Source organism: Roseobacter sp. HKCCA2468 (assembly GCF_037805105.1).
In the GTDB taxonomy this organism is placed as follows: Bacteria; Pseudomonadota; Alphaproteobacteria; order Rhodobacterales; family Rhodobacteraceae; genus M30B80.
The window spans coordinates 116,889-133,350 of sequence record NZ_JBBLYN010000004.1 but is presented as its reverse complement, the minus strand read 5'-3'; the positions used below and the strand labels follow the sequence as shown (position 1 = coordinate 133,350).

General features: G+C 55.7%; 14 protein-coding genes and 1 other RNA gene. 8 read left to right on the top strand and 7 right to left on the bottom strand.

Going from position 1 to position 16,462, the window contains the following annotated elements; all coding sequences use genetic code 11:
- Positions 1–10: 10 nt before the first annotated feature.
- Complete coding sequence (locus AAC620_RS10545) at positions 11–1,762, bottom strand: DNA polymerase III subunit gamma/tau (protein ID WP_445322464.1); 1,752 nt, start codon at positions 1,760–1,762, stop codon at positions 11–13.
- A 130-nt stretch (positions 1,763–1,892) separates the two neighbouring features.
- Between AAC620_RS10545 and AAC620_RS10540 the strand changes: the two genes are divergently transcribed.
- Positions 1,893–2,210 carry a hypothetical protein gene (locus tag AAC620_RS10540; protein ID WP_340244846.1) on the top strand — a complete coding sequence of 106 codons (318 nt, stop codon included), beginning with the start codon at positions 1,893–1,895 and terminating at the stop codon, positions 2,208–2,210.
- Between the two features lie 5 nt (positions 2,211–2,215).
- Here the strand turns inward: AAC620_RS10540 and AAC620_RS10535 are convergent, their stop codons facing one another.
- From AAC620_RS10535 to AAC620_RS10525, 3 genes are all read right to left on the bottom strand, one after another.
- Positions 2,216–2,929 carry a CatB-related O-acetyltransferase gene (locus tag AAC620_RS10535; RefSeq protein ID WP_340244844.1) on the bottom strand — a complete coding sequence of 238 codons (714 nt, stop codon included), beginning with the start codon at positions 2,927–2,929 and terminating at the stop codon, positions 2,216–2,218.
- 96 nt (positions 2,930–3,025) lie between these two features.
- An RNA gene (ffs, locus tag AAC620_RS10530) (signal recognition particle sRNA small type) lies at positions 3,026–3,124 on the bottom strand.
- 56 nt (positions 3,125–3,180) lie between these two features.
- Positions 3,181–5,031 (bottom strand): bifunctional 2',3'-cyclic-nucleotide 2'-phosphodiesterase/3'-nucleotidase, encoded by a 1,851-nt coding sequence (locus AAC620_RS10525; RefSeq protein WP_340244842.1) that lies wholly within the window; start codon positions 5,029–5,031, stop codon positions 3,181–3,183.
- A gap of 121 nt (positions 5,032–5,152) precedes the next feature.
- Here AAC620_RS10525 and nudC point away from each other — a divergent pair, with 121 nt between their 5' ends.
- On the top strand, positions 5,153–6,136 hold the full coding sequence (nudC, locus tag AAC620_RS10520) for an NAD(+) diphosphatase (RefSeq protein WP_340244840.1): 984 nt from the start codon (positions 5,153–5,155) through the stop codon (positions 6,134–6,136).
- A gap of 94 nt (positions 6,137–6,230) precedes the next feature.
- Entirely contained in the window at positions 6,231–6,701 is a 471-nt protein-coding gene (locus AAC620_RS10515) for a hypothetical protein (RefSeq protein ID WP_340244838.1), read from the top strand.
- Between the two features lie 2 nt (positions 6,702–6,703).
- On the opposite strand, the gene AAC620_RS10510 is transcribed toward AAC620_RS10515, so the two are convergent.
- Together AAC620_RS10510 and AAC620_RS10505 are read right to left on the bottom strand one after the other, a co-directional pair.
- Positions 6,704–7,624, bottom strand: coding sequence for a DMT family transporter (locus AAC620_RS10510; protein WP_340244836.1), 921 nt, complete (start codon positions 7,622–7,624; stop codon positions 6,704–6,706).
- Positions 7,625–7,696: 72 nt separating this feature from the next.
- A complete protein-coding gene (locus AAC620_RS10505) occupies positions 7,697–8,551 on the bottom strand; it encodes a prephenate dehydratase (RefSeq protein WP_340244834.1) in 855 nt (284 codons plus the stop codon).
- Between the two features lie 116 nt (positions 8,552–8,667).
- Between AAC620_RS10505 and AAC620_RS10500 the strand changes: the two genes are divergently transcribed.
- The 5 genes from AAC620_RS10500 to AAC620_RS10480 all read left to right on the top strand — a co-directional run bounded on the left by AAC620_RS10500 (position 8,668) and on the right by AAC620_RS10480 (position 15,092).
- Positions 8,668–9,183, top strand: coding sequence for a c-type cytochrome (locus AAC620_RS10500; RefSeq protein WP_445322463.1), 516 nt, complete (start codon positions 8,668–8,670; stop codon positions 9,181–9,183).
- 144 nt (positions 9,184–9,327) lie between these two features.
- Positions 9,328–11,235 (top strand): extracellular solute-binding protein, encoded by a 1,908-nt coding sequence (locus AAC620_RS10495; protein WP_445322462.1) that lies wholly within the window; start codon positions 9,328–9,330, stop codon positions 11,233–11,235.
- A gap of 5 nt (positions 11,236–11,240) precedes the next feature.
- Positions 11,241–12,395 (top strand): microcin C ABC transporter permease YejB, encoded by a 1,155-nt coding sequence (locus AAC620_RS10490; RefSeq protein WP_317656530.1) that lies wholly within the window; start codon positions 11,241–11,243, stop codon positions 12,393–12,395.
- A 7-nt stretch (positions 12,396–12,402) separates the two neighbouring features.
- Positions 12,403–13,512 carry an ABC transporter permease gene (locus tag AAC620_RS10485; RefSeq protein WP_340244952.1) on the top strand — a complete coding sequence of 370 codons (1,110 nt, stop codon included), beginning with the start codon at positions 12,403–12,405 and terminating at the stop codon, positions 13,510–13,512.
- The gene (locus AAC620_RS10480; RefSeq protein WP_340244830.1) at positions 13,509–15,092 is read left to right on the top strand and encodes an ABC transporter ATP-binding protein; all 1,584 of its coding nucleotides are present in this window, start codon (positions 13,509–13,511) and stop codon (positions 15,090–15,092) included. The genes AAC620_RS10485 and AAC620_RS10480 overlap by 4 nt, the downstream gene beginning before the upstream one ends.
- Here AAC620_RS10480 and hemN read toward each other — a convergent pair.
- Positions 15,089–16,444 carry an oxygen-independent coproporphyrinogen III oxidase gene (gene hemN, locus AAC620_RS10475; RefSeq protein WP_340244828.1) on the bottom strand — a complete coding sequence of 452 codons (1,356 nt, stop codon included), beginning with the start codon at positions 16,442–16,444 and terminating at the stop codon, positions 15,089–15,091. The genes AAC620_RS10480 and hemN overlap by 4 nt on opposite strands.
- Positions 16,445–16,462: the final 18 nt, after the last annotated feature.

The following is a 16,462-nucleotide window of genomic DNA, read 5'->3' as shown; positions in this document are numbered from 1 at the left end:
TCCTTTGTGGTTAATCGTCTTCGAACGGATCCCATTCATCTTCGATCTCGGGCAAGGCCTCGACCGCAGCATGGGCCTGAATATCTGTGTGACTGCGAATATCTGTAATTTTGGCGTGTGGAAAGGCCAAGAGGACGGCCTGCATCAGCGGATGGTCTTTGGTCTCTTTTTCAAGCTCGGCACGCTCCGCATTCGCTTGTTCTTCGATGGTGGGTGCGCCGCCCGAGGAGACGACCGAGACCACCCATCTTGTCCCTGTCCATTGCGTCAAGCGTTGGCCAAGGCGTGGCCCCAAATCTTCGGGCGCGCGGTCAGTAGGTTCAAATTCAATGCGCCCCGCGCGATAGGAGGCCAAGCGCAAAGTGGTCTTAACCTCAACCAACAATTTGATGTCGCGCATTTCTTCGATCAATGCGACCACATGCTCAAAAGTCGGGTATCGGGCCAGTAGGGCCTCTGGGGCCTCGGAAAGGGCCGCTTGCGGCGCGCCATTTGTGCCGCCTGTGCTGCTTGGAAGGCTTGAGCCTCGCGCGGGGGCGCCATGCGATCCGCCTTGTGTGGGGGCTGGCCCGCGCGGTGGTGCGGCAGGGGGCGGTGTTGTGGATTGCAGCTTACGGATCAAATCATCGGGGCTTGGCAATTCGGCCACATGGGTCAGGCGGATAACGGCCATTTCGGCGGCCATCATCGCATTGGGGGCAAAGGCCACTTCCTCAAGCGACTTCAGCAGCATCTGCCACATCCGCGACAAGGCGCGCATTTGCAAATCCCCCGATAGCGCCATCCCGCGGCTGCGCTCATCAGGAGAAATAGAGGGGTCTTCCGCGGTTTCGGGCGAGATTTTCACAACCGACAGCCAATGAGTGATATCGGCCAAATCCCGCAGAACTGCCATTGGGTCAGCGCCATCAGCGTATTGCGTGGCCAATTCATCCAATGCACCCTTGGCATCGCCGCGCATGATCATCTCAAACAGATCCATGACACGCCCGCGATCTGCAAGGCCGAGCATCGCGCGCACTTGTTCCGCGCTGGTCTCGCCTGCGCCATGGGAAATTGCCTGATCCAAAAGGCTGAGCGCATCGCGCACAGACCCTTCCGCCGCGCGCGTGATCAGGGCCAAGGCTTCGTCCGTGATTTCGGCTTTTTCCAGATCCGAGATTTTGCGCAAATGCGTGATCATCACCTCAGGCTCGATGCGGCGCAGATCAAACCGCTGGCAGCGCGACAATACGGTGACAGGCACTTTGCGAATCTCTGTGGTCGCGAAGATGAATTTCACATGGGCAGGCGGTTCTTCCAATGTCTTAAGCAGCGCGTTGAACGCGCTGGTCGACAGCATGTGAACCTCGTCAATTATGTAAATCTTATAGCGCGCGCTGGCAGAGCGATAATTGACGCTTTCAATAATCTCGCGGATGTCATTCACGCCAGTGCGCGAAGCCGCGTCCATTTCCATGACATCGACATGGCGCCCTTCGGCAATAGAGGTGCAATGTTCGCATTGCCCGCAGGGTTCAGTCGTGGGCTTGCCCGCACCATCAGGGCCAATGCAGTTTAGGCCTTTAGCAATAATTCGTGCGGTGGTCGTTTTCCCTGTGCCGCGAATGCCTGTCATAATGAAGGCTTGCGCGATGCGATCGGCAGCGAACGCGTTTTTCAGTGTCCGCACCATGGCCTCTTGCCCGATCAAATCGGCGAAACTTGCGGGGCGATATTTGCGCGCAAGCACCTGATAGGCTTGATCGGTGGTTTGGGTCATAGGGTTTTCCAACGGCTCTTGACGGTTTTTGCTTGGCAGAACGGCGCCCTGCCTGCAGGGTTATTAGCAAACTAGGCGCAGATGAGCGGCGCGGCAACCGCTTCCTGCGCGCAAAGCAAGCGGGGACGCGATGAGCGATAGATCACGGCTTTTGATATTCCTGTTTTTGATCCTAGCCAGCGTCTTTGTCGCGATGGTTCATCTATGGGCCGCTCTTGTTGAGGGCGGGTTTCGGGCCATCCCGTTATCGGTGGTGTCGATCTTCGTGTTGATCCATTTGCCCGCAACCGCCGCGGGCATTTGGTTATGGCGCCAAGGGGCCTTGGGGCGGATGCGCTATTTGGTGCATGGGCTGACCCTCTATTTTTGCGTGGCCCTTTTCTTCGCAATGGCGGGGAATTTTATTTGGGCTTCACTTGTGAATGGCCTTTATGGTGGGGGCAGCTAAGGTCATCACGCTTCGGGCGGTGTGATCCCCGACCAGTCCCATATGGTGCGCCGCTCATCGGGCATTTCAGATGGGGCGGGTTTTGCCTCGAACCCATCCAAAAACGCCAAAGGGTCATCAAAAGGCAGGTCAGATAATGTTTCTGGGGTGCTCTCCCACCACGCGCTGCGTAGAAGTCGCGTTGCAATCTCAGGTGCAAAACGGGGACGGATGACGCGGGCGGGGTTGCCGCCAACAATCATGTAATCTGCCACATCGCGCGTCACCACAGAACCCGCTGCAATCACCGCGCCATTGCCGATGGATATACCATCCCGCAGCAGCACATCTTGGCCAATCCAAACGTCATGACCGATGCGCACAGGCCGTGCCGCGCCATCATACCGAGCAGAGTCAGGCAAGGGGGGTAGGTCAAACATCCGCCGCCTGCGGGGTTGATATTGCACAGGCGAGGTTGTCACCCAATGATGCGGATGGCTGGCCCCCATGACGCGGACATTTTCGCTGATCGAGCAATATCGCCCAATCCAAGCCGCATTAAAAACGGAATGGCTGTAGGAATAGGCACCAAGCGGCATCAGACCTTTTGGATTATGCTGACTGTGACGTTCAAACTTGGCGCTTGCATTGTTCAAAACATGGCCCGTGCGCAGCTTTGGATAAAAACGCATGGGCAGCGCCTCGACCAATGCAAGATCGGTGCAGCGAAAGCGATTCATTGCAGCCTATTCCCCGAAATTCCGTAACCCAAGCCACAGCTTGGTTGGTTTTGGGCATCGCCGCAAGGGTTCAGGTGACACTTATTTGCAGGGGAAAGGTGAGAGGCTGGACAACGACCCAAGCGGGACTCGTTACGGCTGCTTCCTTCCGGATCTGACCGGGTTGGCGAGGAGCCTGTCCGCGCCAACCTCTCAACCCTTCAATTAGTCAATCTTGGCTCTTGGTGCAAGGGCTGCAGAAAAAATGCAGGCTACAGCGTGATTTCAAATTGTGCGAACCCTTGGGCCGAGACGCCAGAATAGGCCAGACCCTTCAAATCGCGCTCTTTCCCGACCTCCCGCGCAGTAGGGGATGTGGTGAATAGAGCCTTCGCGCCGTTTAGGGGCGTAAAGCGCCAAACCTGCTTAGGCGTCACCGCAAGGGGGCTTTGCGTGCTAAGATAGGCGCAGAGGATCTCTTCAATGGGCATCGGTGCCATACCCCCTAATTTTGCTATTCCGCGCGCGGGTGCGGTGAAATGACCGCCCCCGCCTGCCCGATAGGAGTTGGTGGCGACATGAAACCGCGTTTCTGAACTCAGCGGCGCATCTTGATAGGATATGTTCTCAATCCGTCTTGCATGTGGGTTTTTCAGGACACCTTCGGGGTCAAAACGGGCGGGTTGGGCGAGGTTGATCTCATAGCTCAGGCCATAGAGCGTGTCGAAATTATAGCTCATTGCGCGCGGGTCAATAAGTTCGGGCCTGCCATGCCCTGTGATCTGCACAAAGGCCGATGCGCTGCGTTCAAGCCATGCAATAACATCGGCACCCGTCACCTCGACCACCTCAAGGCTGTTGGGATAAAGGCAAATTTCCGCCGCGTGTTTGCGCGTTAAATCACCCGCGGCGATGTCGATGTAATGATCAGGGCCCGCCCGTCCGCCCGCCTTATAAGGTGCAACCGCCGATAGCAGGGGCAGGTCTTCCGCGCCGATCTCGGTTAAAGCATGGGCGGCGGCCTTGCGCTGTGCATCGGCCAAAAGCGTGCCAATCGCGCACGGTGTAATCATCGAAAAATAACTGGTCAGCCGCGTCTCAGTTTGCCCAAGAGGGCGCCGAATATGGGCTATGACGCGGTCATGAATTGGGGTTTGCGGTGGTTTTGCGACCGCTTTTGGGCGCAGCATGTGATGGGCTGCATGGCCCTCTATCGCCCGCCACGCATCGCCATCTTGTGCGAGGGTGAGATGGATCAGTCCAATGCCACGGCCCCAAAATTTGGGTTGAACGGCAGGTTTGCCATGAATGCGCCCGCGGTAATGGTCTAAGGCGGGCAGGGGTTCACTTGCGGCTAATTTTGGATCGGGGAAAAGACGATGCGTATGGCCAAAGATCAGCGCGTCAATTTCAGGAATGCGCGCCACCGCGGCGGCAGCATTTTCGCCTGAAGGATCATGGCCGTTGCGGTCGATTCCACTATGGCAAAGGGCCACAACAATATCGGCCCCGTCAGATTTAAGGGCGCGCGCGGTGATGGCAGCTTGCTCGGCGATGGGGGTGACTGTGACGCGGCCTTTCAAAAGGGCGCGATCCCATTGCAGGATTTGTGGCGGCACCAAGGCCAAAAGCCCGATTTTAATTTCGTGGCTGCGACCCATTTCATCTCGGAAATTGCGGGTGAGCATGTGGGACTTGGCAAGGCCCGCGGGTGCAGCAATACCTTCGACATTTGACAGGACCACGGGAAAATTCGCGCCCTTGGCGATGGCTTGGGTGAAGTCTAGCCCATAATTGAAGTCGTGATTGCCAAGCCCCATTGCATCATATTGCAGCGCATTCATTGCTGCAACGATTGGGTGCGGCCCTGCCTCACGGGCGGCCAAATCCCCCAACGGGGTTCCTTGAAATGTGTCCCCGTTATCAAGCAGCAGAGAATTGGGAAAAGCGCCACGCAATCGTGCAATCAGCGGGGCTAAAGCATCAAGCCCGCGGGTGGGGTCGGGGGTGTCGTGGAAATAGTCATATTCTGTCAGATGAGCGTGTAAATCGGTGGTCGCAAAAAGCGTGACCTTCAGACGCGCGGACCGCGCCGTCCTTGTGATGATCTGTCCCGCAGCCAAATCTCATCCCCTTATGATGGGGGCATCATACAGCCATAAGGGTAGTTCTGCGCAATCCCATTCTTGTTGCACCCCGTTCACGTCTCTGTAAGGTTCGGGCGCGAAGCAAGGATCACATCACATGCCCCTTTTACCAACTGCCTCTGCCGTCACCTTTGGTGGATCGAATTTAGATCGTGCGGCGCATTTGCGGGATGATCCTGAGCAATTGGGGCAAATCGCAAAGGCGCATATCTTGGTTCTGTGGCGCGGCAAGGTGCTATGTCGGCGCGATGCCAACACGGGTCTGGCGTCCTTGTGCTTTTTGCCAAAAGACGCACCGCTTTTGCGCGATCTCGCAGAGGAGGCGCGGTTGTTTTTGGGGCTGTCCGAGGATGGGGTGGCCTATTTTGCGCAAGAGCTAAGCAATTGGGACCCTGAATTGCCAGAAGGGGTCAGCTTGAACTCCTTTGTTGATCTGTCCGAGCAGGCTCATCCAGATGCGCCCGAGGGCGCTGTGTTTTTGGAATTGCGCCGCATTATGATCACCCTGACTCCACGCGCAGCAGAATTGGCAGCAGCAGCCCGTGCTTTGTTGAATTGGCACAGTTCGCATCTCTATTGCGCCAAATGTGGCAGCCCTTCGCAGATGGTGCAGGCCGGGTGGCAGCGCAAATGCCCCGCCTGTGGCGCCTCGCATTTCCCGCGCACGGATCCTGTGGTGATCATGCTTGTGACCTATGGCGATCAAATTTTGTTGGGGCGTTCGCATGGTTGGCCCGAAGGGATGTATTCCGCACTCGCAGGGTTTGTCGAACCTGGTGAGACAATCGAGGCCGCCGTGCGCCGCGAAGTGTTAGAAGAAGCGGGGATCACCACATCCGAAGTGCGCTATGTTGCCAATCAACCTTGGCCTTACCCCAACTCTTTGATGTTCGGTTGCCTAGCCACCGCCACAAGCACAAAGATCACGGTTGATCCAAATGAATTGGATGATGCGCGATGGTTAAGCCGCCAAGAGGCGATGGATGTCTTTTGTGGGTCACACCCAGAAATATCTTCGCCGCGCAAAGGTGCAATTGCGCGGTTTTTGCTGGAAAACTGGCTCGCAGATCGGTTCATATAGGCTGCAAACGGTGCGCGACTGGGGTGGTCTTTGGCCAGACGCCCTGCCTTCACAGCGCGTAAAAGATCGGCGTATAGCATTGGGGTGATCAGCTATGAAATTCAAAGCGACCGAAGATATTGATGCCCCGCTTGAACTTGTGTTCGAGCGGTTTTGCGATTTTACGCAGATCGAAGCCGATTTGACGGGACGCGGCGCTAAGCTCGTGCGGGAAGGCGGGTGGTTGCAGCCCCGCAAAGGCACAGGCTGGTCAGGTGAGATCAAATTGCGCGGCCGCGCGCGCCCTGTTTCTTCGCAAATCACGAATTTCATCCACGAAGAGGTGATGGTGATTGAAAGCCAAATCGGGGGAATGCAGACGATCTATGAGCTGCGCTTTCAAGGCATCAATCCGCAAATGTCGCGTGTCAGCGCGACCTTGGAGTTGAAGCCAACCACGTTAAGTGCGCGGCTTGTGATCCAATCTTTGAAACTTGCGCGGGGCCGCGTTTTGCAACGGATGACGGGTTATTTGGTGCGCCGTGGCAATGAGGTCGAGGCGGAATATCGCGCCTCCTTGGGCTAGGTTTAGCCTTGCGGCGTCATGGCCTTGCGTTGACGGGCGCGCTCTATGCCCAATTGCCGTTCTCTTAGTATGATGGCGATGCCTGCCGTGATGATGATGGCCGCACCCACCAACATGGTCGTGCTTGGGATTTCGTCAAATATGATATAGCCCACCCCAAGCGCCAAGAGCATTGAGCTATATTCAAACGGCGCGATCAAGGAAGCATCGGCTTCGCGATAGCTTGAGGTGAGCAGAATCTGACCCACGCCGCCTAAAACGCCCGCCAAGATCAAGAGTATCGCGTCGCGGGGCGCAGGGATGACCCACCCCCATGGTAGGGTCAAAAGGGACATTAAGGTCGCCGTGATTGAGAACCAAAAAACGATGGCCGATGTGGTTTCGGTTGCAACCATTTTGCGCACAAACACCTGTGCAAGGGCGGCGCATACCGCGCTCATCAAAACAATCATTGCGCCAAGCGCCTCGGCATGGGTGGTGTCAGCGCCGCCAAGGCTGAGGCGCGGAGAGAGAACAATCACCACGCCAAGCATCCCCAAAGCCACCATGCTCAGGCGAAAAAGCCGCACATCTTCGCCCAAGAACATGGCGGCAAAAACAACCACCAAAATTGGTGCGGCATATCCAATCGCGGTTACTTCGGGCAATGGCAAAAGGCCAAGCCCCGCGAACCCAAGCCCCATCGCACTGGTGCCCACAACCCCACGCCAAACATGACCCAAGGGCGAGACTGTGCGCAGGCCGGTTGACAATTCATGTCGCATCCACAGCCATGCGATGATCACAGGCAGCGCAAAAAATGATCGAAAGAAGACGGCCTGACCCGGCGGCACATGGTCAGAGGTGGCTTTGATCAACGATGCCATCCCCACGAAAACGCATACAGACGCGATTTTCAGGGCAATGCCGCGAAGGGGGTTCATGTGAGGGGCGCTCGCGCAAATCTTGTGTCGGCGCAAACCTTGCGCGAGGCGCGATGGCAATGCAAGGGCGGATTAGGCCCCGTAATCGCGGCTAGGATCAGCGGGATAGCTGCCTAAGATTCGCAACTCGCTGGTGAAATATTCCAACTCTTCCAAGGCCAATTGCACGGCGCGATCATCGGGGTGCCCTTCGATATCGGCATAAAATTGTGTCGCCGAAAAAGATCCCCCAACCATATAGCTTTCAAGCTTGGTCATGTTCACGCCATTGGTCGCAAAGCCGCCCATAGCCTTGTAAAGCGCCGCAGGGATGTTGCGCACGCGAAAAACGAAGGTGGTCATCATATGTTCCGCGCGTGGGCGCAGATCGGCCTTTGGCTCCATGATCAAGAAACGGGTGCGGTTGCTGTCTTGATCTTCGATATGACGGGCCAAAATATCGAGATCATAGATTTCAGCAGCAAGTTCCGAGGCAAGCGCGGCCTTGGCTTTGTCGCCCCATGCAGCAACATCGCGCGCGGCGCGGGCATTGTCGGTGGTTACACAGCCTTTAATGTTGTTTTCTTTCAAGAATTTCGAGCATTGCGGCAAAAGAACCAGATGCGACCACGCCTCTTTTACGTCAGAAATCTGGCTGCCTTTGACACCCAAAAGATTGATGTGAACGCGCACAAAGGCCTCGCCCACGATATAAAGGCCACTTTCAGGCAGCAGACGATGAATATCGGCCACACGGCCATAAGTCGTGTTTTCTACCGGCACCATCGCGGCTTGAGCATCGCCTTGGCGCACCGCATCCATCGTTTCCTCAAAGCTTGCACAGGGCAGCACATCCCAATCGGGGCGTGCTTCGCGGCAGGCTTGGTGAGAATAGGCACCAAGCTCTCCTTGAAAGGCGATGCGGCGTGGGTTTGCGGTGGCAGTCATAATAAATCTTTCAGATGGGCGTTCTGTCGCGCTTCCTATACCTTGCCATCTTATGTTGGAAGAAGATAGATAGCCCTCAACTCGGGCTAGAGAACGGGAACGACATGTTTGATACAATGACCATCACGAAAGCAGGCGCATCGCTTTGCGCAGCCCTGCTTGCACTTCTCCTCGCTGGTTGGGCCAGTGACGGGCTATATTCCGTTGGCACTGCAAGCCATGGTGAAGAACACGTTAGCGGCTATCCGATTGAAGTGGCCGATGCCGGTAGCGCCGAACCTGCCGAAGAGGTGGTTGAGGTTGCCTTTGCCGATGTATACGCCGCCGCAGATGCGGGCGCGGGTGAAGGCCTGTTTCGCCAGTGTCAGGCCTGCCATTCGCTGGAGCAAGGCGCCAATGGTGTAGGCCCCTATCTTTATGGCGTTGTTGGCCGCGCAAAGCATTCGGTTGACGGGTTCAACTATTCGGATGGCCTCCGCGCCTTGGAAGGCGATTGGACACCAGAGAACCTCAATGGGTTCTTGGAAGCACCTCGCGAATATGCACCTGGCACCGCCATGGCCTATAACGGGATGCGCAAGGTCGAAGACCGCGCAAACCTGATTGCCTATCTCGCGACCATCGGCAACTAAGCTCGTCTCGAGAGATTGTATTTTTCAGAAGGCCGCCCTGTCAGGGGCGGCTTTTTTCATTCACAGATTCGCGCGCAAACTTCATGGGGTCTGGTTCTTTGCTGTGTGATCGCTAAGTTATTAGGAAATGACAAATCGCCCTGCATGGGCGCACGCAGAGATAAGGGTCGGGAGGTTGCGATGCACGAGAGACGGATGGTGCCGAAATCCTTGGCAACGGGCCTGATGGGGGCCGTGATAATTGGCATGGGTGTCACGCAGGCATTGGCGCAAGACTTGATCGAAACCCACGCCATATCTACCTTCGGAACACCAAAATACGCGGCGGATTTTGAGCATCTCGACTATGTGAACCCAGACGCGCCACAGGGTGGGGAGATGTCCTTTTCGTGGCCCTCAGGCACGTTTGACTCGCTGCACCCTTACACGCGCGTGGGTAATTCGGCGGTTTTGTCCTCGATTTTCTTTGAATCCATGCTGACAGGCACGGCGGATGAAATCGGCGCCTCTTATTGTCTTTTATGCGCAACCATGCGGTTTCCTGAGAGCCGTGACTATGTGATTTTCACCCTAAGGCCAGAGGTGCAATTCTCAGATGGCACGCCTGTCACCGCGGATGATGTGCTGTTCTCTTACGAAATTCTGCGCGATGAGGGTTTGCCATCCTTCCGTGCATCTCTGCCCATGACCATTGAAAGTGCGGAGGTTTTGGGCCCGCGCGAGATCAAATTCACTTTCAATCCCGAAAGCCCGCTGCGGGGGCGGATTGAGGCGGCGGGTGGCTTGCCCGTTTTCAGCCGTGCGAGCCATGAGGCATCAGGTTTGGCCTTTGAAGACAGCCGCCTCACGCCCCTAATCGGCTCTGGCCCTTATGTTTTGGGCGAAGCGAATCCGGGTCAACGTGTGGTCTATGTTCGCAATCGGGACTATTGGGGAAATGATCTGCCCATCAATCGCGGGCGGAACAATTTCGATAGCATCCGAATTGAATATTATGGCGATGCGATTGCCGCCTTTGAGGGGTTTAAGGCGGGCAATTACCTGTTCCGTCAAGAATCCAGCAGCCAAACTTGGGCCACAGGCTATGATTTCCCGCGTCTGAATGATGGGATCATTATTCGCGAAGAATTGCATGATGGGTCTATCACTTCGGGTCAAAGTTTTGCGATGAATTTGCGGCGTGAAAAATTCGCTGACCCGCGTGTGCGCGAAGCGATTGCGTTGATGTTCAATTTTGAATGGACGAACCAGACCTTGTTTTATGGACTTTACGCGCCGAATACGAGTTTCTGGGAAAACACCTATTTAGCCGCGCATGGCCTGCCATCTGAGGCTGAGTTGGCGCTGCTGGACCCATTGCGGGATCAACTGCCTGCACGGGTCTTTAGCGAAGATGCCTTTGCCACCCCGCCCTCTGACCCAGATCGCAGTCTCGACCGCCGCGCTGCGCGCCGTGCCTCTGCCTTGCTCGAGGCGGCGGGATGGGTCGTTGGTGATGACGGGATGCTGCGTGACGCGAATGGCGCGACATTGGATGTGGAATTCCTGAATGCCAGTCCGTTGTTTGATCGGATCATCAACCCCTATGTCGAAAACCTACAGGCGATTGGGGTGAACGCCATTTTGACCCGCGTTGACCCTGCGCAATTGCAGCAGCGGCAACGAGATGCGGATTTTGACATTATCACGGATCACTTCCCCATGGGCTTTGAGCCGGGATCAGGGTTGCGCCAATATTTTGGGTCGCTTGGGGCGGATGAGTCACTCTTTAACGTCATGGGTTTGGCTGATGAGGGTGTCGATGCCTTGATCGAAAAAGTGGTCGATGCTGAAACGCAGGAGGAGTTGACCCCCGCCGTGCAGGCGCTTGACCGCGTGCTGCGTGCCCATGTCTTCCGCGTGCCGCAATGGTATAACCCCAACCATTGGGTCGCCTATTATGACATCTATCGCTATCCCGACACGCTGCCGCCCTATGATCTTGGCTTCCTCGATTTCTGGTGGGTTGATCCCGCGGCTGAAGCCGCGCTCAAAGAACAAGGCGTGTTGTAAGCTTTATGGCAAGCTATATCCTCAGACGTCTTTTGCTGATGATCCCCACATTATTGGGGATCATGGTGATCAATTTCGCCCTTGTGCAATTCGTGCCAGGCGGGCCGATTGAGCAGGTGATCGCACAGCTTGAGGGGGAAGGGGATGTATTCGCAGGCATTTCTGGCGGCGGCGGTGACGCAGGCGCGCAGATGGAGCAGGTCGGCAGCGATTACCAAGGCGCGCGCGGCTTGCCGCCGCAATTTTTGGATCAGCTGAAGCTAGAATTTAACTTCGCGCGCCTTGTTTGCGAAGATGGGTTTACGGGCACCCCTTCGTTGCGTGCGCCAGAATGTGTGGCCGAAGACATCCCCGCGATGGAACGGTTTTTTCTTATGATGGGGGATTATCTGCGCTTTGATTTTGGCGACAGTTATTTCCGCTCAATCTCTGTGGTGGATTTGGTGATCGAGAAATTGCCTGTCTCCATCACCTTGGGGCTGTGGTCGACCCTGATTGCCTATTTGGTCTCGATCCCCCTTGGCATCCGTAAAGCGGTGCGCGATGGCAGCCGCTTTGATACTTGGACAAGCGGGTTGATCATCGTGGCCTATGCGATCCCTGGGTTTCTGTTTGCGATTTTGCTGTTGGTTTTGTTGGCGGGGGGCAGTTATTTTCAGATTTTCCCGCTGCGTGGTCTGACTTCGGACAATTGGGAAGATCTGAGCCTCTTGGGTAAGATCGGGGATTATTTCTGGCACATCACCCTACCTGTGCTCGCCTCGACCATTGCAGCTTTTGCCACGCTTACGCTTTTGACCAAGAACAGCTTTTTGGATGAGATCAAAAAGCAATATGTCATGACAGCCAAGGCAAAAGGGCTGTCGGAGGGGCGGGTGCTTTATGGGCATGTGTTCCGCAATGCCATGCTGATTGTCATCGCGGGCTTTCCCGCGGTTTTTGTGTCGGTATTTTTTGGTGGTTCACTGATCATCGAGACCATTTTTTCCCTTGATGGGTTGGGGCGTTTGGGCTTTGAGGCGGCAGTCAGCCGTGATTACCCCGTTATTTTCGGAACGCTTTTTGTGTTTGGGCTGATTGGTCTGGTCGTGGGGATCTTGTCGGATCTGATGTATGTTTGGATCGACCCGCGCATTGATTTTGAAACGCGGGAGGTGTGAGCGCATGATCACGGTCTCCCCTCTTAACCAGCGCCGTTGGCGCAATTTCAAGGCTAACCGCCGCGCGCTTTGGTCATTGATGATCTTTCTTGTGCTTTACGGGATTAGCCTATTCGCAGAAATCATTGCCAATGATAAACCGATTTTGGTGCAATATCAGGGCGGCTATTACACGCCTATTTTCAACTTTTACCCTGAGACAGAGTTTGGCGGCGATTTCCGCACCGAGGCGGTTTATCGCGATATTGAAGTGCAATGTCTGATTATCTCGGGCGGGTTAGACGCCTGTTGGGATGATCCAGAAGGCGTGATTGAAACCGTTCAAACCACAGGGCGGTTTGATGGCGTAGAGGTTGCAAAGGGCTGGCTCCTCTGGCCGCCCATTCCCTATAGCTACAATACCGTCAACGATATCGGGCGCGCGGCCCCATCGCCGCCTGATGGGAACCATTGGCTTGGCACGGATGACACCGCACGGGATGTTTTGGCGCGTGTGATCTACGGGTTCCGTCTTTCAGTGACATTCGCGCTGATCGTCACCGCGCTGGCCTCGGTGATCGGAATCGCGGCGGGGGCGGTGCAGGGCTATTTTGGCGGCGTGATTGATCTTATTTTCCAGCGTGTGATCGAAATTTGGGGCGCGACCCCAAGCCTTTATATCATCATCATCGTTGCCGCGATTTTCACCATGGATTTCTGGCTCTTGGTGTTTTTGATGGTCTTATTCGGTTGGACATCCTTAGTCGGGGTTGTCAGGGCCGAGTTTTTGCGCGCCCGCAATTTCGAATATGTGCGCGCGGCCCGTGCGCTTGGCGTCTCGGATCGTGTGATCATGTTCCGCCATGTGTTGCCAAATGCGATGGTGGCCACGCTGACTATGCTGCCCTTTATCGTCACGGGCACGATTGGTTCACTGGCTGCGCTAGATTTCTTGGGTTTTGGCTTGCCCTCATCCGCCCCGTCTTTGGGCGAGATGACCTTGCAGGCCAAAAACAACCTGCAAGCACCATGGCTGGCCTTCACGGCGTTTTTTGCCTTTGCGATCATGCTGTCGCTGTTGGTGTTCATTTTCGAAGGGGTGCGCGATGCGTTCGACCCCAGAAAGACGTTCCAATGAGCCTGCTGTCGGTCGAAAATCTACGCATCACCTTTCAGCAAGATGGGCGGCGGATCGAGGCGGTGCGCGGTGTGTCTTTTCACATCGAGGCAGGGGAAACTGTTGCTTTGGTGGGCGAGTCTGGATCAGGCAAATCTTTGACCGCGCTTTCTACTGTATCGCTTTTGCCTGATGCGGCCGAAGTATCGGGCGAGGTGCGCTATCGCGGCGAAGGCCTGATCGGCGCGCCTGAGGCGCGGCTGCGCGCGGTTCGGGGCAATGACATAAGCTTTATCTTTCAAGAGCCGATGACATCGCTGAACCCCCTCCATACCATTGAAAAGCAACTGGGCGAGGCGCTGAGCCTGCATCAGGGCCTGAGCGGTGCAGAGGCGCGGGCGCGCAGTGTCGCGCTTTTGGAAAAGGTTGGTATCCCTGATCCTGCGGCGCGGCTCGGGGCCTATCCGCATCAATTGTCAGGCGGACAACGGCAGCGCGTGATGATTGCAATGGCCTTGGCCAACGGGCCTGATCTTTTGATCGCAGATGAGCCAACCACTGCGCTTGATGTCACCATTCAGGCGCAAATCCTTGATCTTTTGGCCGAATTGAAAAAATCCGAAGGGATGAGCCTTTTGTTCATCACGCATGATCTCGGCGTTGTGCGCAAAATCGCGGATCGGGTTTGCGTGATGCAAGCGGGCGAAATTGTTGAGCAGGGCAAAACAGCGGATGTTTTTGGGGCGCCTCAGCATCCTTATACCCAAAAGCTTTTGGCGGCTGAGGCCACGGGAGCGCCTGCCCCTGTGGCGAAAGATGCGCCCGAAGTGATCGCATGTGACGCCTTGCGTGTTTGGTTTCCAATCACTGCGGGGCTGCTGCGCCGCAAAGTGGGGGATGTGAAGGCGGTCAACGCCGCCACTCTCTCAATCCGCGCGGGGGAGACAATTGGCATCGTGGGCGAGTCGGGATCAGGTAAAACCACGCTGGCGCTTGCGCTGATGCGCTTGATCTCGTCACAAGGGCCGATCCGTCTAGAGGGGCAAGACATTCAAGGTTTGAAAAGCGCGGCAATGAAACCCTTGCGCCGCGATATGCAGATTGTGTTCCAAGACCCTTATGGCTCGCTTAGCCCGCGCATGACGATTGAACAAATCATTGCCGAGGGGTTGAGCATCCATCACCCTGAAAGCAAATCCGCGCGACAAGAGCGCGTGGCTGAGATGTTGCAAGAGGTGGGGCTTGATCCAGCCATGATGCATCGTTACCCGCATGAATTTTCGGGCGGTCAAAGACAGCGCATCGCAATTGCGCGTGCGATGGTGCTTAATCCAAAGCTTGTCGTTTTAGACGAACCAACATCGGCACTTGATATGACCGTGCAAGTTCAAATCGTGGAATTGTTGCGCGATCTGCAAGCAAAAAAGGGGCTGGCCTATTTGTTCATCAGCCATGATCTGCGTGTTGTGCGCGCCTTAGCGCATCGGATTTTGGTGATGAAATCAGGCGATGTGGTCGAGATGGGTGAGGCGGCGCAGGTCTTTGATGCACCCGCCCACCCTTATACGCAATCGCTGCTGCGGGCTGTTCTGAGCCATTAGATGGCTGAAGAATGTCCTTCGCTGCGCATTTCATAAGCATCAAAAGCGCGCGCGATCATGCGGGTCAGGGGGCGCCCCTCTGGATGAATAAAGAAACCAGATTGCGTGACTGACACCATATTGGGAAACTGTCGCGCCGTGCTTTGAAGCAGGGCCTCAAGACTTGCGGGCGCGACTTCAAAATTCCCCAAAATTTCGGCGCGGTCGATTTGGAAATCGCACATGATGGCTTCGATCAGTCGGGATCTGAGCCGATCTTCTCCTTTGAAGACATGACCACGCCCTGTGGCCAATGCGCCTGCACGGACGGCTTTTTGATATTCGGCGGTGCTTGAGGCGTTTTGCGCATAGCCTTGTGGAAAGCGCGAAATAGCCGAAGCGCCTAACCCAATCAGCGTATCGCAGGTGTCATCTGTGTAACCCTGGAAATTGCGCCGCAGACGACCTTCACGCGCGGCACGGCCCAAGCTGTCATCGGGTCGAGCGAAATGGTCGATCCCGATTTCCTGATATCCATCCCACATAAACAATTCACGCGCGACATCGAACAAGGCAAGCCGTTCTTCGGGTGTCGGTAAAGCATCGGTTGGGATCATGGATTGACGCTTGGACATCCATGGCACATGGGCATAGCCATAAAGCGCCACGCGGTCAGGGCTTAGCGAGAGCAGCATTTGAACAGTTTCTGCGATGCGCTTTGCATCCTGATGAGGCAGGCCGAATAGAATATCTGCATTCAGCGAAGTAATCCCACGCGCGCGGATGGCATCCACCGCAGCTTTTGTCACATCATATGTTTGCAGGCGGCCAATTGTGTTTTGAATTTCGGAATGAAAATCTTGCACCCCGATTGAAGCGCGATTCATTCCTGCGGCCACCAATGCATCAAGGCGCGCGTCATCTATTTCGTTTGGATCAATCTCAACCGAGAATTCATAGTTCTCATCAAGAGGAAGCACAGTTTGCAAATGGCTTGCGAGATCTGTCATCTGTGCAGGGCTCAGCAAGGTGGGCGTGCCGCCGCCCCAATGCAATCGCGCCAGTTTCACTCCCTTTGGGAGGAGTGCAGAGAGATTGGTGATTTCTTGTTTTAGGCTTGCCAGATAGGCAATGATCGGCTCGTCCGAGCGTACCCCTTGTGTGCGGCAGGCACAGAACCAACACAGGCGTCTGCAAAATGGCACATGGATATAGGCCGAAATGCGCGCAGCTTCGGGCAACCCTTGGATCCATGATGCGAATCTTTCCGAAGTCACGTCATTCGAAAATTTCGTGGCGGGCGGGTAACTGGTATAGCGCGGCACTTTGGCGTCGAACAAACCCAGTTTGCGGAGTTGCGTGTTATTGTCCATCAGACTACCATAGGGCGA